The organism is Paenibacillus sp. FSL H8-0259, assembly GCF_037963255.1.
GTDB classification, from domain to species: Bacteria; Bacillota; Bacilli; order Paenibacillales; family Paenibacillaceae; genus Paenibacillus_AQ; species Paenibacillus_AQ phytohabitans.
Genome location: NZ_CP150147.1, coordinates 1,884,912 through 1,906,190, shown reverse-complemented (window position 1 = coordinate 1,906,190; position 21,279 = coordinate 1,884,912). Strand labels below are relative to the sequence as shown.

Sequence of the window (21,279 nt, the reverse complement as noted above, 5' to 3'; positions counted from 1 at the left end):
GTACGTGAAAACATACTAATGAGCTATCTTCTCCCCAAAGCAGCAAGAATCCGATACCCGTCAGATGGGCGACCGGCATAAGGCCCTGCAGAATAGATCACCGGTACTAACGTTACAGCAAGGTTAATGACGTTGAATATACCGGCTGCAAAAACTAGATTGTCTATAAATGCACTCTTTGGAACAGTTAGATATACAACGAGCATAGAAACGGCTAACAATAGCGAAACGATGGGGCCGCCTAATGCGATGCCAATAATTTGCCTTTTTGAAAGAGCTGCTCCCTCATCCTTTGTCGAAACGCTACCGGTTAAACCCCAGGTGAAGTGAATTTTCAAACGGCCTAATCTCAATGATGCCTGTTGGCTGGGATTATCTGACCCCATACAGACCAGCACTTCCTTCTTCGTTAAACCTATTGCAGCAGCGGCATGGCCCATCTCATGAAGGAACACAGATAAAGGGACTACGAAGATATAAAAAATAATCATACTGAGTATAGAAAACATCTTCCACTCCCTAACCTACTCGAATTATGCCCTTGGGGACCACAGCCAACACACCAAAGCTCCCTACTGGGCATTCAACAGACCACCCTCCACACGCTCATTGGATTCGCACACCCACGGCAAAGTTACCCTCACGCTGGTTCCTGCCTGAAGTTCCGAATCCACCCTAATCTGGCCGCCGTACATTTCAATTAATTGTTTACAGATGGACAAGCCGATGCCTGTCCCTTTTTGCTTGGTGGTAAAGAACGGATCGAAGATCTGCTTTAATTTATCCGGCGGTATCCCTTCGCCATTGTCTTTGAAGATCAGCATGATTTCATGGGTCTCATTCGCCGTGGTCACTGTAATATCTATCCTGCCTTGGCATGCGGTGAAGGAATCAATGCTATTCTTCAAAATATTCAGGAAGACCTGCTCCAGCTGTGAGGCATTTCCGAAAGTCAGAATAGTTTCATCCGAATAATCCACTGCCAGAATAATATCGCCGCTAAGTATGAGCTGATTCACAATGTTGTTCACTCTATGTATAACCTCGATTACATTAAACACTACGCCGCTATTCTTCGCATGATCCCCTTTCCGCGACAGCATCAGGAAGTCCGTAACTAAGCCGTTCAGCGTATCGATCTCTTTAATTGTAATATCCATATAGGCACGCAGTTCATTAGCTTTGATCTCAGGCTCATTAAGCCTATTATTCACAAGCTGGGCGAAGCCCTTGATTGAAGCCAGCGGATTACGGATTTCATGTGCCATACCTGCGGCCATCTGCCCCATAACCGCAATTTTTTGTTCATGCAGATTGTCGATCTGCTGGTTTTTATTAGACAAATAACCTTGAGCGAAGCCGGTAAACCGGGTCCAGTTGGATTCCATCAGCCGATTATAGAAAAACAGCCGGTTCGCCGAATCATCCACAAGCGCTTCAATGGTCCGAAACATCATATTCTGGGCGGTTAAGTTCAAATCTTTGCTCATTTCAAGCAGAATATCAAAATGGTCGCCAAATATCTCTGCAGTATAAGCCCCTTGCGTAAACCCCTCTTGCTCCTGTGTATGCAGGTACTGCTCATAATCAGAAGGCCCCAGGAACAATGCTTCTATTATAGACATTAAGGTCATAGTGAAGGTTGCATCCAGCAATTCCTTATGCGTCTCTATGAACCAGGCGGATTGGGGGTTTTTCATGATTACAGAGTGATAATGAGTGTTCAGAATCATTGAAACTGCCGGTGTTAATGACGAGCGCAACTGATTTTCACTGTATCCCATTTCCATCCTCCCTCTTTGCATGATGTATTCAATATATGTTTATATTTTCCTGCTTAAAAATAAAGCAAATCTATATTTATTTCAATTTTAAAATATATATTTGTATAAATATAGAACACCCCAAGCCTTCCGCTTAGGCGGAGTAGTTTGGGGTGTTGGTAATCATCCATAATGAACACATCAAGGCGCTAAAGCTGCTCAAAAATGTATAACCCTATGTTCCTCAGCGCTTCTGTACGTTTCGAATACAAGCTCCAGCGTCTTCAAATTGTCTTCTCCGCTCGTCTGGAATTCCCCGCCCGTGTTCAGGCAGTGAATGAAATGTGACTGCAGGCGGTAGTGGCTCTCTTCGAAATCAAGGCCGTTGTTCTCCGAAACTATAGTCTCGACACCATTGTTATCAATCACGCTGATGGTGCCGCTGCTGTATAGCTTCACTGTTGCCTTATCGCCCTCGATGATCAGCTGCTCCAGATGATTAGGCTGCACAGGTGCCGATAGCTTGCCCTGCAGATTCTGCCGGGTCGCCCAGCTCATATCCATTAAGCCCATATAATTCTCGTATCCGAGAGTAATCAGTCCTGCATCCTCACCTGTAATGTACGGGCTGATCCGTCTCATCTCCGCATACAACCGCTTGGGGTCTCCAAACAGGAACCGCCATGTATCATACCAGTGAACACCCATCTCATAGAACAGCAGCTTCGGCATCTCCCGGAAGAACGGCTGCGGAAGCTCATTCTCCGGTGCAAACCGCGGCGAATAATAATCGGTATGGATGTAGCGGATCATATTTAAATCTCCGGCTGCACCATCAGCAAGTAATTGCTTGAGGGTCTGGACCGGCTGCAGCCAGCGCCAGTTCTCTGTGACCATCAGCCGCACCTTCGCAGCCTTGGCGGTTTCAACCATGCCACGGGCTTCTTCTATGGAACGGGCAAACGGCTTCTGGCACATGATATGTTTGCCTGCCCGGGCAGCTGAACCTACTAACTCCGGATGGGTACCGGGCGCAGTAATTATATCGATCACATCTACATCAGCAGCAGCCAGCATCTCATCCAGCGTAGCGTACAGCTTATCGGCGTGAATACCGTATTCCTGTGCTTTTCTATGCAGCCTTTCCGTATCTGTATCGCATAAGCCTTGAATCTGAACCCCGGGGATGCGCTGCCATGCCTTCAGATGCTTATCGGACCAATACCCCGCACCCACAACACCTATCTTCCACATATGCTTCACCTCTAACAAGATTCCCCCAGTTGCTGATTGTCCCCATAGTGACGTGTCATTCTCACCGCCATGTAAGTCCGCCCGGGCAGGCCGATCCGGAAATTGCCTTCATAACTGCCCTCAAGTGTCTCCACGGTCATGTTCCAGGTATCGAGCAGCTCAACCTTATAGCGGATATTCGGGTTCAGCTTGAAATCACGGAACATAGGCTGATTGAACCCGAAATAGAACAGATAATATTCATCTTCAACCCCGGCACAAGGCAGATCCCACTGGGAAGGCAAGGGGTTCAAGCCCCCGGCAGGCCCTTCTTCCAATACACGCCGCAAAAACGCAATACGCTCAGGACTGGTACCATAGAGCTGGCCGCCTTTGGCCCACCAAAGCTTCTCCTCCGGATGCAGATAGGTTTCACCGTGCCCCACATATCCTCCGCGGACGAACCCTTCCCAGAACCGGCGGGTCATTTCTTCTCCGGTAATGTTTCCCCAGCCGTGTTCGATGTTGCCTTCATAAGCACATTCGTCGATCACTACCGGCTTGTTCCATTGTTGTCTCCATTCGTCTGTACTCTCAGATGTCTTGTATACGTCAACACGCTGAATACTGCAATGGGTAACCCAGGGTTTGCCAAAGTCGTAGAATATCGAGCCATTGTGGTTGGAGATCAGGTGCTGATAAGGATCATTATCTGTCACGATTCGGGCGTATCGCTCCCAGTCCTCAAGCGTTTTGTTTCCCATGAAATCATATTCATTCGCAAGAGACCACCAGATGTGACGGTAAGCCGAGAGTCTTGCCACAAGGTAACGAAGGTAGCGGTCATCCGCTTCCCTGCCCATATCAGCGTATCCCCAGCGGTCGTAAGGATGGAATAGAATGAGATCTGCCTCAATGCCAAGCTCACCGAGGTCGGCAATCCGCTCCTCCAAATGCCGGAAAAATGCCGGGTTAAATCTGCTGTAATCCCAGCCATCCTCAGGCGAGCCTTCGAACGGATAATACACCGGCTCATTAGAGTTGTAGGAATATGACTTAGGGAAGACGCACATTCTTAATTTGTTGAATGGAGCCGCTTTCAAAGTTTCCAGAGTCTGCTGTTCCATCTCTTCTTCCTGGTGCGTCCATGCGTAGCACGTGGTTCCAACTGGAAGATACGGCGTCCCGTCTTCATAGGCAAAATGAAAGGTATTCCTGACACGGACCGGCCCATGATTCCCTGTACTTGCCGCTGCACATTCGAAGGCTCCTTCAATCCCGTGAAGAGCGGGTTCTGAGCTGCTTGTCCGGAACCCCCACTTCCCTGCGCTGCCTGGCATGAACCGGATGCGGTACACTCCCTCCCCGTCATAGAACCCGGAAGTTTGAATAGAGCGTTCTCCGAGTGTGAATTCTGCATGCAATGAAACATCCGTATACGGATTCCCCTGTACAAGCCCTCCATGCAGTACAATTTCACATACTCCCCATTGGAAGACCGGGTCCGGGACCGAAATAGAGACACTCCCTTGAATAGTCATAATACCTGCTCCCTTCTGTATGAAACATAAGATAAATAACAAGCAAATAACTTACCAACACCAACTAAATATTAACTAAACAATATGTATATAAATCAATATTGTTTATATAAACAAATCCTACACTACGCAAGTAAACTTCGTCAACAACCTTATTCCCCACTGCAAATTAATGCTAAATCAGGAGTAACCTTAACTAAACATAACTAAACAAAACGCATAACCCGTCGAAACCCCTAACACCTCACCTTGTCGTTCCCATAAGAAATCTGTCCAATTGCTATATTTAATATCTTCCCTTACACTAAACGTACTGAACATGTTGGGAATGGAGGAATATCCATTGAATATGGAGGAGCTTGCTAAATTGGCCGGGGTCTCCAAAGGAGCCGTCTCTCTGGCACTGAACGGGAAACCGGGGGTTTCACAGGATACACGTGAGCGTATTCTCCGCCTGGCCAAAGAATTAGGATATACAGGTAAAGGACGGGCGGCGCACGCAGATCCGAACGGCAGATCCTTGAGGTTCCTGGTGTTCACCAATGCCGGGCTTGTCCATGAGCAATATTATCAGCAGCCTTTTTTCCGGGAACTCATTCATTATATTGAAGAGCGCTGCCGTATGGGCGGTTACAGCCTGATCTTCTCAGCGATCGAAGAGAAGCACTATGCGGAGGGAATCCGGACGATTATGGAGGAACGGACCAGCGGAGTTATTCTTCTGGGCACCAATTTAGGGGCCTCCAGAATTGCCGATATTGCGGACAAGCTGCCACACCTGGTCGTTCTGGACACTTGCTTCGATGCGCTCCCTGTCCATTTTGTGGAGATCAACAATTACATGGGGGCTTATCAGGCGGGGACCTATCTGGCAGAGCGGGGCCATCAGAGAATAGGTTATATCGCTTCCGAGGAACGGATCCATAACTTTGATGAGCGGCAACGGGGATTCATGTCTGCAATGGCTGAATATCATGTGGAGATATCCCGGAGCAACATTCTGGCGGTGCCCCCAACCATGTTCTCCTCCCAGGAGCCGTTACGGGACAAGCTGCAGCACTTAAAGGAGAGCGGACAGCCCTTCCCCACAGCCTTCTTCTGTGAATGTGATTATATTGCCATCAGCGCCATGAAGGCGCTCAGCGAACTGGGCTTCTCGATTCCGGATGATGTGTCTGTCATCGGATTTGATAATATCAACGAAGCTCTTATCGTGACACCTGAGCTGACTACTGTTCATGTAGAGAAAGAACGGATGGCTGCATGGGCTGTTGATTTGTTAACCGCTGCCATTCAAAGGCCGTCTGCAGTCACCACCAAGGTCAAGGTCGATACGCTATTTATCGAAAGATCATCCTGCCTGCGGCTTGAACCTTCCCATGAATCATTTTAATAAAACAGGAGCCTGACCCCAGCAGCCTTTTCACGGCTTTGGGGTCGGCTCCTGTTTTTATAAGTCTTAGTTACCGTTATCCAGCCATGTACGCATCATAGATAACAGCTGTGCACTGTTGACTGGTTTGGTAATGTAATCCGAGCAGCCTGCTTCGAGGCACAGCTCCCGGTCTCCCTTCATCGCTTTCGCCGTCAGCGCAAGAATGGGGAGGTCCTTGAATTCCGGCTTGAGCCGGATGGCACGGGTCGTTTCATAGCCGTCCATCCCCGGCATCATGATATCCATCAGGACAATTTCGATGTCCGGTGTCTGTTCCAGAAGAGTGATGGCATCCTGGCCGTTCTCCGCAGGGATGACCTTCATCTGATGACGTTCCAGAATGGAAGTGAGTGCGAAGATGTTCCGGATATCATCATCCACTACAAGCACTTTCTTAGACTCAATCATTTCATCCGAGTGATGCAGCTTAACCAGCTTATCCTTTGAACCGGACGGCAGGTTCTCCGCCTTGCGGTGCAGGAAGAGGGTCGTTTCATCGATCAGCTGGAGATTCGATTTCACCTCTTTGAGCACCGCCATTTTGACCAGCTCATCCCAATCGCTTTCTTCCGCCGGTGTCAGCTTCCTGCTCATGTGGACCAGGACGGGAACCTTTTTGTTCTTCGCGTTCTTGTACATATCCCGGATAAACCGGATGAGATTCATCTCCGGCAGGCTGCTGTCCAGTACCACACAATCGAATTCTTTGGTATTGATCTGGTTCAACGCTTTGCGTGCCGTGTCCACTGCCGTAAGACTGATATCAGGGTTGCTTAACAGCTCAATGATTTGCTTGCGCTCTTCCTCATTCTGGACCGCCACCAGCAGATTCCTGGTCTTCTTATCCGCAAACTGGTTCAGACGGTCGAGCGCATTCTCCAACTCTTCATTGGTCACCGGTTTGCGGAAGTAATCATGAGCGCCCCGCTGTAACAGCAGTACCTCATCCTCATCGACCGTCATCACACAAACCGGAATATGCCGCACCTCAATATCGTTCTTCAGCTGCTCGAGTACCAGCCAGCCGTCGGCGTCTCCGCCAAGATGCAGATCGAGTGTTATAGCAATCGGCTGGTACTTATGAACAAGCTCCAGCACATCATAGCCGCTGGATGTAATCACGGCTTTGATACCTTTTTTGTGGAGCATATCCAGCATAATTTCATTGAACTTCTGGTCATCCTCAATAATCAGGAAGACACGGTCTCCCGGCACGATCTGATCCCGGTCATCAAGGAACGTATCATCTGCCGGCTTAGCCAGATTACTTCTGCGTTTGGATGGGGTGATATCGATCACCTCCGGAACATGTGCCTTGGGGATCTCCGGTTCGGTGAATTCCGCTTCAGTAGGCAGGTACAGATTAAAGACGCTCCCTTTGCCCGCTTCACTGTACAGGGTGATTTCTCCGCCTAACATCTCGGCAATCTCGCGGGATATGGCAAGACCCAGGCCTGTCCCGCCGTATTCCCGGTTCGTGCTGCCATCCGCCTGCTGGAAGGCTTCGAAGATAATCTGCTGCTTTTCAGGCGGGATACCGATTCCCGTGTCGCTTACAGAGAAGCAGATCACCGTTTTGGCCCGCGTCAGCGATTCATTCTCCGGATGCCAGCCCTCGCCTGCTTTGCGGATCTGCAGCATGATCTGCCCTTGCTCCGTGAACTTGAAGGCGTTGGACAGCAGGTTCTTCAGAATTTGCTGCAGCCGCTTGAAATCCGTTGCTATTCTGGCCGGTACGCCGGAATCAATGATGATCCGGTAGTCCAGCTTCTTGGCATCCACCATATGGCGGAAGGTACGGTCCAGCCCGTCTGTCAGCTCTGCCAGAGAAACCTCGCTGTAATCCGGCGTAATCGTGCCCGATTCGATTTTGGACAGATCCAGAATATCGTTGATAAGGTTAAGCAATTCAAGTCCGGAGTCCTGAATGGTCTTCGCGAACTTCACCTGAATCTCATGAAGATTCTCATCCGGGTTCTCGGCCAGCTGTTCTGCCAGGAGCAGCAGGGAATTCAGCGGGGTTCGCAGCTCATGCGACATGTTGGCCAGAAACTCGGATTTGTACTTGGACGTGAGCGCAAGCTGTTCCGCTTTCTCCTCCAGATAACGCTTGGCTACCTCTACCTCATGATTCTTGCTCTCCACTTCCGCCTTCTGCAGCACCAGCAGCTTCGCTTTATCCTCAAGCTCGTCATTCGTACTCCGCAGCTCCATCTGCTGCTTCTGGAGCTCCTCGGTGAGCGACTGTGATTGGATCAGCAATTCCTCCGTACGCTGGTTCGCCTGCATGGTGTTGATCACAATGCCGATGGATTCTGTAAGCTGATCCAGGAAGGCGATGTCGATATCACTATAAGGGCGGAAGGTGGCCAGCTCCAGTATCGCCAGCACCTGATCTTCGAAAATAATCGGCAGCAAAATAATATTAAGCGGGGTAGCTTCTCCCAATGCGGACGAAATTACAACATAGTCGCCCGGCACATTGGTAAGCAGGATCCGCTGCTTCTCAATCAGACACTGGCCGACCAGCCCTTGCCCGGCCCGGAATTCATTGGCCAGATGCTTGCGGCTCTGGTAAGCATAGCTGGCGAACAGCTTCAGAACCGCTTCACCGTTAGAAGGCTCATTGATGTAGAAGACCCCATGCTGCATAGATACAAGCGGAGCCAGCTCGGACAGGATCATACGGCTCACCGCATACAGATCTCTTTGCCCTTGCAGCATCCGTGAGAATTTGGCCAGGTTGGTTTTGAGCCAATCCTGCTCTGTATTGATCCGGGTCGTCTCCTTCAGGTTCCGGATCATTTCGTTAATATTATCTTTGAGTGTCGCGACTTCCCCGGAGGCGGATACGTCGATGGCCCGTGACAGATCGCCATTCGTTACCGCCGTGGCAACATTCGTAATGGCCCGCACCTGCGTGGTAAGCGTACTCGCCATGTAGTTAACGTTGTCGGTCAGGTCACGCCACGTTCCAGCTGCTCCAGGCACACTGGCTTGTCCGCCCAGTTTCCCTTCGGCGCCTACCTCCCGCGCCACCGTGGTCACCTGGTCGGCGAAGGTCGCCAGCGTCTCGATCATATTATTGATGGTATCGGTCAGCTCGGCGATTTCACCTTTGGCTTCCACGGTCAGCTTCTGCTTCAGATTACCGTTCGCAACGGCAGTCACAACCTTGGCAATCCCGCGCACCTGATCCGTCAGATTGGTCGCCATAATGTTAACGTTGTCGGTCAGATCCTTCCAGATCCCCCCGACACCGCGCACCTGGGCTTGTCCGCCCAGCTTACCGTCTGTACCGACCTCGCGCGCCACACGCGTAACCTCGGAAGCGAACGAATTCAGCTGGTCCACCATCGTATTAATCGTGTTCTTCAGCTCAAGCAGTTCGCCTTTAACGTCTACCGTAATCTTCTTGGACAGATCGCCGTTCGCTACCGCTGTCGTAACACCGGCAATGTTGCGCATCTGAATGGTCAGATTGCTGGCCATGTAGTTGACCGTATCGGTCAGATCCTTCCAGGTACCGGAAACATCCTTAACTTCCGCCTGCGCCCCGAGTTTGCCGTCCGTACCGACCTCGCGCGCCACACGCGTAACCTCGGAGGCGAAGATCGAGAGCTGGTCCACCATGGTGTTGATCGTATTCTTCAGCTCCAGAATTTCACCTTTGACATCTACGGTAATCTTCTTGGACAGATCCCCTTTGGCTACCGCCGTCGTAACGTCCGCAATATTCCGCACCTGGTCCGTCAAATTCCGGGCCATATTATTTACGCCCTCGGTCAAGTCTTTCCAGGTTCCGCCGACGCCCTTCACCTGCGCCTGTCCGCCCAGTTTGCCGTCTGTACCTACCTCGCGGGCCACACGCGTCACCTCGGAGGAGAACATCGAGAGCTGGTCCACCATCGTATTGATGGTATTTTTGAGCTCCAGGATTTCGCCCTGGACATCGGCAGTGATTTTCTTGGACAGATCTCCGTTCGCTACTGCCGTCGTTACAACAGCAATGTTACGCACCTGATTGGTCAGGTTTGAGGCCATATAGTTTACACTCTCGGTCAAATCCCGCCAGGTCCCGGCAACGCCCTTAACCTGGGCCTGTCCGCCCAGCATGCCCTCGGTACCCACCTCACGCGCCACACGGGTAACCTCGGAAGCGAAGGTAGAGAGCTGCTCCACCATCGTGTTAATGGTGTTCTTGAGCTCAAGGATTTCTCCGGTCGCATTTACCGTGATCTGCTTGGACAGGTCGCCCTTGGCCACCGCCGTCGTCACTTCAGCGATATTACGCACCTGATCGGTCAGGGTACCCGCCATAAAGTTAACGCTGTCCGTTAAATCCTTCCAGGTGCCGGATACGCCCTTCACATCCGCCTGACCGCCGAGAATTCCTTCCGTGGAGACCTCCCGCGCCACCCGTGTCACCTCAGAGGCGAAGTTGCTGAGCTGATCCACCATAATATTGATGGTGCTCTTCAACTGGAGAATTTCGCCTTTCGCATCGACAGTTATCGTCTTGGATAAGTCGCCCTTAGCGACAGCGGTTGTTACTTCGGCAATGTTACGCACCTGATTGGTTAAGTTCGAGGCCATGTAATTTACGCTTTCCGTCAAATCCCGCCAGGTGCCGGATACGCCTTTGACATCTGCCTGTCCGCCAAGGATCCCTTCCGTACCGACCTCACGCGCCATCCGGGTAACCTCGGAAGCGAAGGTCGACAGCTGATCCACCATCGTGTTGATGGTGTTCTTGAGCTCAAGGATTTCGCCCTGGACATCGGCAGTAATCTTCTTCGACAGATCGCCGTTTGCGACCGCAGTGGTCACAACCGCGATGTTACGCACCTGGTTGGTCAGGTTGGAGGCCATGTAGTTTACACTTTCGGTTAGATCGCGCCATGTACCCGATACATCCTTCACGTCTGCCTGCCCGCCAAGCTTACCCTCCGTGCCAACCTCTCGCGCTACACGAGTAACCTCGGAAGAGAACATGGAGAGCTGATCCACCATGGTGTTGATCGTATTTTTGAGCTCAAGGATTTCTCCCCGTGCATTTACTGTAATTTGCTTTGACAGATCACCGTTCGCCACAGCAGTCGTTACCGCCGCAATATTACGCACCTGATCCGTAAGGTTAGTCGCCATGTAATTCACGCTGTCTGTTAAGTCTTTCCAGGTTCCCGATACTCCTTTGACATCTGCCTGCCCGCCCAGAATGCCCTCCGTGCCGACCTCGCGTGCTACCCGGGTAACCTCGGAGGCAAATGTACTAAGCTGATTCACCATCATGTTAATATTGCTTGCCGTCCGCTGGAATTCACCAGTGAGCGGCCGCCCTTCGATCTCCAGCTCCACCTTCTGGGACAGATCGCCTTTGGCTACGGCGTTAATCACCCGGACCATCTCGCTGGTCGGTTGAATCAAGTCAATAACCATCCCGTTCAGCGAATCGGTAATGGTCTCCCAGGAGCCGCCCAGATTCTTCTGCACGAATCTGCGCGACAGATTACCTTCTTTACCGACCACTCTGGCTACTGTCTGGACTTCATTCACCAGACTCTCCTGAATATCCATGATCTCGTTGAAGGTATCTGCTACCTTACCGGCTATTCCCGTGCGGTCATAGGGCATTCTGTGGGAGAAGTTTCCTTTCTTCATCGCCATTAAGGCGTTGAGCAATTCGCCGGCATCAATCTGATCTCCGCTTATCTCTTTGCTTTGGTTCTGATCGCTCATAGTATCAACCCTGCCCCTTATGCATTATTTACTTGGAATTGTTTGACTGCAATTGTAAAAACAAAGGTGGCGCCTGGTTCATTCGACGGCTCTACCCGGATGCTGCCGCCCATTAATTCAACTAAAGATTTGCTGATCGATAATCCAAGCCCTGTGCCTCCGAACCTGCGTGTTGTAGAGGCATCCAGCTGGGAGAAGGGCTGGAACAGCTCGTTTATCTTATCCGGGGGAATTCCGATCCCCGTATCTTTAATTGTAAATTCAAGCGTAAGCGTATTCGCCTCTTCGGACAGCTTGTTAACCATTATGTATATACTGCCTTCATGGGTGAATTTCACTGCATTGCCCACCAGATTATTCAATACCTGGCGGAGGCGGGTCATATCGCCCGTTATATAAGGCGGAACCGAAGGATCTACGGTCACAGCCATCTCCAGATTCCGTTCCCTGGTTTTGGCTGTGAACAAATCAATCGTTTCAGCCAGGCAGTCCTGAAGGGAGAACGGCGCCTCTTCCACTTCCATCTTCCCGGATTCAATTTTGGAATAATCGAGAATAGGATTGATGACCGAAAGCAGTGCATTGCTGCTCGTGTGGATAATTCCTGCCATCTCAGCGTATTCTTCCGGCAGATCGGAGGTGAGCAGCAGATCGGACATGCCTATGATCCCATTCAGCGGAGTCCGGATTTCATGGCTCATCATGGCCAGAAATTCCGATTTCACACGGGAGGCGATTTCCGCCGCTTCCTTAGCCTCTCTGAGCTCCTGATTCGTTTTCTCCATCTGCTTCGCTTGTTTCTTGAGCATGTCGCTTTGGATCTGCAGGGTTTTGTTAGCTTCATACATGCTGACGTACCCCTCGATTTTGGATTTAAACAGCTGCGGGACGAAGGGCTTCGTCATATAATCCATAGCGCCGACCGAATAGCCTGCGAAGATATCCTCCATTGTATTACTGGTCGCTGTCATAAAGATGATAGGCACGTAATTGTTTTTCTCCCGGGTCCGGATGAGGCGTGCCGTCTCCAGCCCGTCCATTCCCGGCATTAGCACATCCATTACGATGACAGCAAATTCTTCTTCCAATAAACAGCGCAAAGCCTCTACCCCGGAATATGCCCGGAACAGATGGTAGGGTTCTCCGCTTAGAACGGCCTCAATGGCAAGCAAGTTTTCGGGGTGATCGTCTACGAGAAGGATGTTGACTGGGAAATCCATGAGGACCCTCACTTTCCGACTTGTGGCTTGCTGACGTTTATATTTCGAAAATATAGCTTATATACCCATAATTTCAAATAACGAAACTCGCTTTACCCATATAGCTTTCCCATTGTTCTCTATGTATTCACCAGTGTAGGAAAAACAAAAAAGCGATCGTCCGGAGACGGGCCGCTTTCTTCCTTTAGGCAATATTCAGAGCAGATATTATTCTGCCCAATCAAGCTTCCCTGTATCACCACTCCATAAGCCCCCTGATATGAGCCGTCAGCTTCCGGGCAGCTTTACTGTGCGTAGCTTGGGAAGGGTGGGAGTCGGAGGCGTATCCATCCGCTGCCTCCTGCACGTCAAATTTCATGGCAGAAATATTGCTGTCTCCTGTTTCTTGCATATATCCCTTCACTGCCTGTTCGACATAAGGATACAATCTGTCTCCCATGATGCCCAGCGTACACAGAATGGGTGTGCGGGGGTTATTGCGTCTGACCATTTTGAGGAATTCAGCATACTCCCTGGCATATTCCGTCTGCTTGCCGGTATCGTCTCTGGTGTAGGAATCATCATTCGTTCCGAGATTGATGACAATCAGATCGGGCACAAACCTGTTGAAATCCCAACGAATATCCTGGGGCAGCAGAACGCCGTCAAATTTACCCTCGGACTTGCCTACCCGTTCATAATAATCCGGGAGGAGATGTGTCAGCAGCCGTTGATCGGTTTCTGTGTATCCTGTAATAATGCCATAGCCGCTATACGAAACCATACTATAGTCCGCATCAAGATGGCGGGCCGTCAGATAAGCATAGCTTTTGGTGACATCTTCTGTAGCTGTGGAGAAGGAATGCAGCCCGTCCTCATCATCCACGCCGTAGCCGCAGGTAATGGAATCGCCGATGAATTCGATCTTATGTACTTTTGCCGGAGCGGGTTTGATTCCATCGGCTGCATGGACAGCAATCTCCTGAATCCCTGCCGTGGACATTGCCGCCTCAGACAGCTTGGTGACCTTTACCCTGACCTCCTGCTCCGTCTCGCTCTCAAATATCGTATACGTTCTAAGCAGCGTGTCCAGCTGGTCGTCAATGACCCGTACTCCGTTTACACAGATGCCAATCCTGGCCAGATTATTACCGGTTAAGGCAATAGTATCAGCTTTCAATGTAATCTCCGCTTTGGTGCCATAGAATGAAAATTCGATACCGCTGCCGGAGAGTGCCAGCCACAGCACATCATTGCTGTAATGCGTCCGGCCGGTCAATTTCACATGTGTCTCCGCAGGTTTGAATACTTGCGCGTGTTCTGTCATCTTTAAACCTTCCTTCCCGCTCTATAACAGTAACAGTAGCAGGCGCGCCTTTTGTTTTCAAGAACTGTCTGACAAAGAGACTGGAGCATTCCGCGAATCTGTTACATTCTAACCCTTGACTGTTAGCGCTTCATCTATGATAATAACAACCTCACCCAAATAGATTCGGGACAGGCACATCATTGATTATAGAAAAGGGGCGGTCGTTATCAGCTGGTTAAATGATCTCTATAAATTACAGAAGCGGGAGCTGAAAAAGGACATCGAACCCGCTCTGGTCAATGCCATCTTCCGGATGTATGACCGGTTTCCGAGGATCGGCCTCACAGAGAGGCTCGGCCAGCAGGATATGTCTCTGGATATCGCGGATGCTTATGTACATAGCCACAATGCGATGATTGAAGCCGGAGTCGGAATCGGCAAGTCTTTTGCCTACCTTATCCCCGGCCTGCTCATTAACCAGATCTCCCGGCAGCCGGTCATTATTGCCACCTCCTCCATCCAGCTCTCCGAACAGATCCATAAAGATCTGCGGTTCATCGGCAGCCGGCTCGGGTTCACTTCAGTCCGCTCCGTAGTCGGGAAAGGTATGGGGCAATATGCCTGCCGGTACAGGGCAGCTGAACTAATCAAGCCGGATGCTGCTGCTTCCCCCCTGTCTGCGCTTGCCGAACGTATTGTGAATTACGGGATCGATGAGCGGGCAGATATTGAGGGCGGTGTTAGTGACGCGGTATGGTCCGGCGTTTGTGTGAATGATTGCAAATTTGAGCAATGCCATTACCGGAGCACCTGCTCGTTCTACGAGATGAGGGCCAAAATTAATGCCGGCCCCGGCGACATGGATTTCATCATCGTTAATCAAGACCTGCTTATCCGTGACCTGATTAAGAAGAAGGAAGGAACCAAGGGCTTAATTGCGGAACGGCCGGCGCTGATCGTAATAGATGAAGCGCATAATCTCGAAGCAAAGGTCAGAGATGCAAGAACGCTCGAATTCACCTTCCGGGGAACCTGCCGCATACTGGAGGACGCCTTACAGATTCTTTTCAGGCAATCCGCAGATAAGGAGCTAATGGCACAATATAAATTCATAAAAAGATGCGCCGGGGATATTTTCAGACAGGTAGAGGCGGATCTGCTGCACACAGCCAAGCAGGACAATGACCGGATCAAAGTATCGGTGATTACAGGAGTCCCGCTGCAGCGGGGAATTCAGGTATTGAGAGAGTTCAGTCTCAGCCTGTCCGTCCTCACTTCCCGGCGTGAGCGGGAGATTGACAATGCTTTTGAAGCCATGAACGGACTTATCGGCCTCTTTGCTGTACTCGCCGGAGCGGAGGACAACTATCTGATCTGGGCAAGCCATACGCGGGGGGAGAGCACGGTCAGCATCTGTCCCAAAGGCATAAGCCAGTTCCTGAAACACAGCTTGTTTAACGGAAAGACCTCTGTCATCTTAACGTCAGCAACCCTGTGCCAGACCGGAGATACGCTGGAGGAACAATATGCTTATCTGACAGAGTCGCTCGGATACCGGGGAGATTATATGGAGCGCCAGGCTTCACCGTTTGATTACGATAACCACACCCTGATGTACATTGCCAGGAACGTTCCCTACTATAACCATAACAACCGGGAAGCTTATCTGGAAGCAGCGTACAAGGAGATGCTGAGACTCTGCAATTTGACGGACGGGCGGACACTGGTGCTTTTCTCGGCCAAAGAGGATATGAAGTACATTCATCAGAAGCTAAGCGCCGAGAAGCTTAACTGGGCGCTGCATGTGCAGAGGGAAGGCTCGTCCCAGGATGGGGTAATCGCTGAATTCCGGGCCAGTAAAGGCGTTCTGCTGAGTACGGGGGTATTCTGGGAGGGCGTAAATATCGCAGGCTCCGATTTATCGCAGTTAATTGTGGTCCGGCTCCCTTTCCCGGTCCCTGCCGATCCGGTCTATGAATATAAGGCCTCTTTGGCTGAGAACCCCTTGAAAGACGTATTCGTCCCGGACATGCTACTCCGGTTGAGGCAGGGCACGGGACGTCTGATCCGCAGTGAAACGGACCTGGGTGTGCTCAGTATCCTCGATTCCCGCCTGTCCGCCGGAGCCCGTAAGGACTACCGGGATAAGGTGCTGGGAGCTTTGCCCTTCAAGCGGGTTACCGAGGATTTCAGGGTGCTGGAGAAGTTTGTACAGGAGAAATTTGATAAGATTTGATATCAACCGCTCTAACGGACACGCTGGCGCATCGGATTTGCTTTTTTATGCTTCATGCTGGTTTGCTTCAGATTGTTCTCGCCTCCAGCCTCTCCTTTGCTTGGAGTAACGGCGAAAAAGGACAGAAGCCCGCCAGCCGCCCCTACGGCTGCCATAGTACCGAATAAAACCCAATGTCCCCGGTTCATTAGAAGTGACACGACCGGCGGGCCCAGTGCAACCCCGATAAATCTCATGCTGCTGTATAAGGAGGTGATTGTACCACGGTTCTCTTTTTCAATCCCCTCCGTGATCAGCGCATCCATGCAGGGCAGAACCACACCAATCCCGACACCGCTTAAACTTAAGAAGCCTACCATGAAGTATATATTCTGGCTAAAGCCTGTTATCAGCATAGCTGCTGTAAGCACCGCCATACCTCCGAAACCGAGCCATTTCATTAACAGCTTGTTTTTGCCGATGATTTTGCCGCTTCCGTAAGAGGCCAGACACAGAAGTGCAAGGGGAATGGCCAGTACAAATCCCTTGGAGGCCCCATGCAGGTTATACTCCGCCTCCAGCGTCTCCGATAAATAGAACAGCACGCCGAAGGTTGCGAACATACAGATTCCGCCTATCGCAAATATGGCATACAGCCAGCGGCCCCTTTCATGCAGGATTTCTTTAATGCCGGTTAAGAATTGCCCGATGCTTTTCTTTTCGGCCTTCTCCTCTGACTTTGGTTTCTTGACGAGAAACACAACAAGCACAAAGGAAATCAGACACAAGGCCGGAATCGCGATGAAGGGTGCATACCATAGCAATGTACCGAGATACGCGCCAAGGATCGGACTTAATACTTTGCCGAAGGTGTTGGAGGTTTCAATGATTCCCAATCCTTTACTAACCTCTTTCTCATCCTTGAACAGATCTCCTACGAAGGGAAGGACGATCGGAAAGGCTCCTGCGGCTCCAATCCCCTGGACTAGACGCCCTCCGAGGATGACCCAGTAGGCAGTTACTCCGGTTAAGAACCAGGCAGCGGCAACACAAATAGCTCCGCCTATGGCCGCAAGGATGAGACTGGGCAGGATAACGATTTTACGTCCAAAGCGGTCTGACAGATAACCGGCAACCGGAATCATCAAGATGGCGATCAGGCCATACACCGTGATGATCATACTGACCTGAAAAGCATTGATACCAAGCTTTTTGGAGATCTGCGGCAGAATAGGCAACAGCATGGAATTGCCAAGTGTCATGATTAACGGGATGGAAGCAAGTGCAATTAATGCTCCTTTTGAACCTTTCATGGCGAACCACCTTCTTTGTAATCACATCCTGCTTATTGTGGTTCATACAGCATTATTTATACACCCTGCAGGGAGATATTGATGCTGTTCATTGAACAAAAAAGGGAGGTCCGGCTGAGATTATGTAGCAATATTATGAATTTAGATTGTATCGGTGAAAATGCTGCAACATCCATGTTCTTTGCGGGCATGCTAGTTCTTGTTCAAATCCAACAATAAAGGAGTTTATTTATGACAGGAATTTTAGGCGGTAACCCCAAAGAAGAACCGATGCACTATGGAGAAATCTTCACGGTCTGGCAAGCCTCGATGGTAGCCAAGGGAGCATTGTCGTGTTACAGAGCTTATATGTATCACGCTGGCGATAACGATCTCAAAAAAATATTAGGAACATTAATTGATCAGGCAGAGCTGGAAATCAGTGAGTGCGACACTCTGCTCACCGAGCAGGGTCTTGCCTCTGCACCGGTAATGCCAGACCGGCCGGATGCCAAGCTTGAGGATATCCCTGTTGGGGCACGGTTCACAGATCCTGAAATAGCTGCCAAACTTGCTGCTGATACCGCTACAGGACTGGTAGCATGCAGTCAGGCTATGGGGCAATCCATCCGCGAAGATATCGGGGCCTTATTTGCCAAATACCACCTTACCAAAGCAGCCATAGGCGTTAAAATTCTGCATTTGAATAAGAAGAAGGGCTGGCTGATTCCACCGCCTCTTCTAACTAAAAGACCTGAAACCGTTAGAGTGTAAACTGTTTACACTCAACATCCCATAAAGAGGGCCCGCGATCTTTCGCGGGCCTTCTTTTGGTTGTCCTATATCCGCCTTTACCAGAATATGCTATCTGTATAAAGGGGGAGGACAACATTAACGTATTTATAGGTTATATCTTTCTGGGATTATCTCTTTCCGCACCCTTGGGGCCCATTAATGCTGCACAGCTGGACAAGGGACTCCGCGGAGGATTCATGCCTGCCTGGGCTGTTGGCCTGGGGGCGGTCAGCGCAGATATTATCTATATGCTGCTTGTCTATTTCGGCCTAATTCACCTGCTGGACGATCCGTTTGTGAAAGTATTCTTGTGGCTGTTCGGGTTCTTTGTCCTCGTCTATACAGGGGTGGACAGCATCAAGAATACAGGAGACATTTCAGTGGCCGGCCTAAGGGGAAGCGATGCCTCACTGTCCAGGTCTTATGTGTCGGGATTTCTGATGTCCTTATTCAATCCCCTGTCCATCCTGTTCTGGCTGGGGATATACGGCTCGATATTGGCTGAGGCTGCCAGTAATTATCCGATGCAGCAGCTGCTGATCTACAGCGGGGCAATCGTCCTCGGGATTCTGCTCTGGGACGTAACCATGGCGGCCGCCTCCAGTCTCTTCCGTAAGTTTCTGACGGTCAGGGTATTACAGGTGATCTCCGTACTGTCCGGCCTGTCGCTGATTGGCTTTGGTTTTTATTTTGGTGTACAGGTTGCACGGCTGCTCTTTTTTCATTAAACCTTGTTTTTGCGCAGCCTGATCCCTGTGATCCGGAACTCAGGACCGCCCTGCAGGGAATGGGATTCATGGGTACCGCCTTTTTTGCCGCGATAGTGTTGAACAATCCAGTCACTCAGCGCAATCAGTGAAACAATCAGCAGACTGATGTAGAAGCCCGGACGGCTGAGCGCATGAAACAGTGTCCCTGCTACAGCAGCCGCAATCAGCACCAGGCCCGTCCAGCGTTTCACTCCGCTGAGAAGACTGGGCTTAAGCAGCCGGCCGGCTGAGAGTAAGATAAAGGACCAGTTATACAGGATCATGAGGCCCGCAGCCGTGGTAATGTATTCATATACTTTTCCCGGCAGCCACAAGGACATCATGATAGCACCTATTAGACCGGCAGCAATCAGACATAGTGCGTAGAACGGATATTTATCCTTCCATTTCTTCGAGAATAACTTGGGCGCATCGCCTTCCTGCGCAAGAGTGATCATCATTGAGGTAATGGCATACAGCGAGGCTGTCATCGTGGAGAATCCGGCAATGATCAGCACCCCGTTAAACAAATGCGGCACAAAGGCCAGATGATCGCTGCTCAGTGCGAGAACAAAAGGACTTTCCTTCGGGTTGAAGGCGCTTAACGGCACCATGATCACCGCAAGTCCGATCGACAGGACATACACCCCAGCCAGTCCGAGCAGCATGACCTTCCCCGCCTTTGGAGCCTCCTCAGGTTTCTTGAGCCTGTAAGACATAATCCCCAGCACCTCAATGCCGCCGTAAGCATAAAAAGCAAAAATAAAGGCCGACCATAGTCCGATACCTCCTGACGGAAACAATGCCTTATACCCAAGGGGTACCTTCGGTGTGAACTTCCCCCCACCGATCCAGCCTGCCAGAAGCGCAGCAGCAATCACAAGAAACATCAGGATCGCCGCCACTTTGATGACAGCCAGTATATTTTCAACCCGGTCAAATCCCTTATTCCCGAAAAACACAATCAACAGGCTCACTGCGGCAAACCCGGCAGCAAAAACCCACATCGGTACGGCCGGAAACCAAAAACGCGAGAAGATGGATAACGCTGTAAGTTGGCTTCCCATAATCAGCAGCTCCGAGAACCAATATACCCAGCCGCTTCCGAACCCTGCCCAGCTGCCGAACGCTTTCTTGGCATAGGACCGGAAGGAGCCCTGCTCCGGATGTTCTGCCGTCATCCTTGCCAGCGCATCAAATACAACATAGGTTCCGCCAGCCGCCAAAATGTAGGCCAGCAGCACAGCAGGACCGCCCATGGAGATGGCCAGTCCCGAGCCCAAAAAGTATCCGGTTCCTATAGTCCCTGCTATGCCCAATAAACTGAGCTGCCACCATTTAAGCTTCTTGTCTTCTTCGGTTTTACTGGAGGTTTGCTTCATGAATTCCGTCCTCATCCTGATTCGAATTTGAGAGTTCTCATCTCTACAATTCCCCTCGGGCGGACAAATTAGTACTCTCTTTTATTCCCCTTCTTCACATACTCCCATTCAACCTCAATATTTTTCCGGACTCTCTGCAGAAGCTGAAATAATAGTTCTGATTCTTGTCCGGAGAACCCTGCTAAGGCAACCCTGTCCGTATGATCCCCTTCTCTTTTCAGAAAAGAATAAGCCTGATCACCCTTTTCAGTTGTAAACAGCCTGTTGATTTTTTTGTTTGTTTCATCATCCTTCTTCTCAATGAAGCCTTGGACTTCAAGCTTCTGCACTGCACGTGCGGCGGTTGTCCGGTCTACCTTGATCATTTCGGACAGCTTCTCCTGAATAATTCCCGGATTCTCATAGATGCGGACGAGATATAAATATTGCCCCTTAGTCAGATCTAATTCCTTGAACTCTATATTACTTATAGAATCCAGTGCCCTCGCAATCATTCCAACCTCACGCAGTATCTCTTTCACTTGATCACCTGCCCGTCCAATAATGTTGTATTTACAACAATAATAAATCTATATATACTAATGAATATCGTTATTTCATTATGGCGTTTCTGGCACAAAAAACAAA

The 21,279-nt window shown here is 50.3% G+C and carries 14 protein-coding genes; 4 read left to right on the top strand and 10 right to left on the bottom strand.

All coding sequences use genetic code 11. The features are described from left to right. Positions 1-23: 23 nt before the first annotated feature. From NSU01_RS08175 to NSU01_RS08160, 4 genes are all read right to left on the bottom strand, one after another. The gene (locus NSU01_RS08175; RefSeq protein ID WP_076242493.1) at positions 24-509 is read right to left on the bottom strand and encodes a hypothetical protein; all 486 of its coding nucleotides are present in this window, start codon (positions 507-509) and stop codon (positions 24-26) included. Positions 510-572: 63 nt separating this feature from the next. Next, positions 573-1,784 carry an ATP-binding protein gene (locus tag NSU01_RS08170; protein ID WP_076242492.1) on the bottom strand — a complete coding sequence of 404 codons (1,212 nt, stop codon included), beginning with the start codon at positions 1,782-1,784 and terminating at the stop codon, positions 573-575. A gap of 198 nt (positions 1,785-1,982) precedes the next feature. Continuing rightward, a complete protein-coding gene (locus NSU01_RS08165) occupies positions 1,983-3,017 on the bottom strand; it encodes a Gfo/Idh/MocA family oxidoreductase (RefSeq protein ID WP_076242491.1) in 1,035 nt (344 codons plus the stop codon). A gap of 11 nt (positions 3,018-3,028) precedes the next feature. Further along, positions 3,029-4,537, bottom strand: coding sequence for a DUF5605 domain-containing protein (locus tag NSU01_RS08160; RefSeq protein ID WP_076242490.1), 1,509 nt, complete (start codon positions 4,535-4,537; stop codon positions 3,029-3,031). Between the two features lie 343 nt (positions 4,538-4,880). On the opposite strand from NSU01_RS08160, the gene NSU01_RS08155 reads away from it, so the two are divergent. Then, positions 4,881-5,930, top strand: a complete 1,050-nt coding sequence (locus tag NSU01_RS08155) for a LacI family DNA-binding transcriptional regulator (protein WP_179093409.1) — start codon at positions 4,881-4,883, stop codon at positions 5,928-5,930. A gap of 66 nt (positions 5,931-5,996) precedes the next feature. On the opposite strand, the gene NSU01_RS08150 is transcribed toward NSU01_RS08155, so the two are convergent. The 3 genes from NSU01_RS08150 to NSU01_RS08140 all read right to left on the bottom strand — a co-directional run bounded on the left by NSU01_RS08150 (position 5,997) and on the right by NSU01_RS08140 (position 14,237). Further along, positions 5,997-11,711, bottom strand: coding sequence for a HAMP domain-containing protein (locus NSU01_RS08150; RefSeq protein ID WP_076242488.1), 5,715 nt, complete (start codon positions 11,709-11,711; stop codon positions 5,997-5,999). A gap of 17 nt (positions 11,712-11,728) precedes the next feature. Beyond that, positions 11,729-12,931, bottom strand: a complete 1,203-nt coding sequence (locus NSU01_RS08145; RefSeq protein WP_076242487.1) for an ATP-binding protein — start codon at positions 12,929-12,931, stop codon at positions 11,729-11,731. A gap of 235 nt (positions 12,932-13,166) precedes the next feature. Continuing rightward, positions 13,167-14,237 carry an SGNH/GDSL hydrolase family protein gene (locus NSU01_RS08140; protein WP_042134651.1) on the bottom strand — a complete coding sequence of 357 codons (1,071 nt, stop codon included), beginning with the start codon at positions 14,235-14,237 and terminating at the stop codon, positions 13,167-13,169. 349 nt (positions 14,238-14,586) lie between these two features. Between NSU01_RS08140 and NSU01_RS08135 the strand changes: the two genes are divergently transcribed. After that, the gene (locus tag NSU01_RS08135) at positions 14,587-16,455 is read left to right on the top strand and encodes an ATP-dependent DNA helicase (RefSeq protein ID WP_339302897.1); all 1,869 of its coding nucleotides are present in this window, start codon (positions 14,587-14,589) and stop codon (positions 16,453-16,455) included. Between the two features lie 11 nt (positions 16,456-16,466). On the opposite strand, the gene NSU01_RS08130 is transcribed toward NSU01_RS08135, so the two are convergent. Continuing rightward, positions 16,467-17,747, bottom strand: coding sequence for an MFS transporter (locus NSU01_RS08130; protein ID WP_076242485.1), 1,281 nt, complete (start codon positions 17,745-17,747; stop codon positions 16,467-16,469). Between the two features lie 231 nt (positions 17,748-17,978). Here NSU01_RS08130 and NSU01_RS08125 point away from each other — a divergent pair, with 231 nt between their 5' ends. Both NSU01_RS08125 and NSU01_RS08120 read left to right on the top strand, forming a co-directional pair. Then, a complete protein-coding gene (locus tag NSU01_RS08125; protein WP_042134645.1) occupies positions 17,979-18,500 on the top strand; it encodes a DUF3231 family protein in 522 nt (173 codons plus the stop codon). A gap of 116 nt (positions 18,501-18,616) precedes the next feature. Then, positions 18,617-19,249: a LysE family transporter gene (locus tag NSU01_RS08120; protein WP_076242832.1), complete on the top strand. Its 633-nt coding sequence runs from the start codon at positions 18,617-18,619 to the stop codon at positions 19,247-19,249. Here NSU01_RS08120 and NSU01_RS08115 read toward each other — a convergent pair. Together NSU01_RS08115 and NSU01_RS08110 are read right to left on the bottom strand one after the other, a co-directional pair. Next, positions 19,246-20,652 (bottom strand): amino acid permease, encoded by a 1,407-nt coding sequence (locus tag NSU01_RS08115; RefSeq protein WP_076242484.1) that lies wholly within the window; start codon positions 20,650-20,652, stop codon positions 19,246-19,248. The genes NSU01_RS08120 and NSU01_RS08115 overlap by 4 nt on opposite strands. Before the next feature lie 68 nt (positions 20,653-20,720). After that, positions 20,721-21,173 (bottom strand): MarR family transcriptional regulator, encoded by a 453-nt coding sequence (locus tag NSU01_RS08110; protein WP_042134644.1) that lies wholly within the window; start codon positions 21,171-21,173, stop codon positions 20,721-20,723. Positions 21,174-21,279 lie beyond the last annotated feature (106 nt).

Excerpts from the sequence above, each read along its gene's own strand:
- NSU01_RS08175 (WP_076242493.1), bottom strand. The coding sequence starts at position 509 with ATGTTTTCTATACTCAGTATGATTATTTTTTATATCTTCGTAGTCCCT.
- NSU01_RS08170 (WP_076242492.1), bottom strand. The coding sequence starts at position 1,784 with ATGGGATACAGTGAAAATCAGTTGCGCTCGTCATTAACACCGGCAGTT.
- NSU01_RS08165 (WP_076242491.1), bottom strand. The coding sequence starts at position 3,017 with ATGTGGAAGATAGGTGTTGTGGGTGCGGGGTATTGGTCCGATAAGCAT.
- NSU01_RS08160 (WP_076242490.1), bottom strand. The coding sequence starts at position 4,537 with ATGACTATTCAAGGGAGTGTCTCTATTTCGGTCCCGGACCCGGTCTTC.
- NSU01_RS08150 (WP_076242488.1), bottom strand. The coding sequence starts at position 11,711 with ATGAGCGATCAGAACCAAAGCAAAGAGATAAGCGGAGATCAGATTGAT.
- NSU01_RS08145 (WP_076242487.1), bottom strand. The coding sequence starts at position 12,931 with ATGGATTTCCCAGTCAACATCCTTCTCGTAGACGATCACCCCGAAAAC.
- NSU01_RS08140 (WP_042134651.1), bottom strand. The coding sequence starts at position 14,237 with ATGACAGAACACGCGCAAGTATTCAAACCTGCGGAGACACATGTGAAA.
- NSU01_RS08135 (WP_339302897.1), top strand. The coding sequence starts at position 14,587 with ATGTCTCTGGATATCGCGGATGCTTATGTACATAGCCACAATGCGATG.
- NSU01_RS08130 (WP_076242485.1), bottom strand. The coding sequence starts at position 17,747 with ATGAAAGGTTCAAAAGGAGCATTAATTGCACTTGCTTCCATCCCGTTA.
- NSU01_RS08125 (WP_042134645.1), top strand. The coding sequence starts at position 17,979 with ATGACAGGAATTTTAGGCGGTAACCCCAAAGAAGAACCGATGCACTAT.
- NSU01_RS08115 (WP_076242484.1), bottom strand. The coding sequence starts at position 20,652 with ATGAAGCAAACCTCCAGTAAAACCGAAGAAGACAAGAAGCTTAAATGG.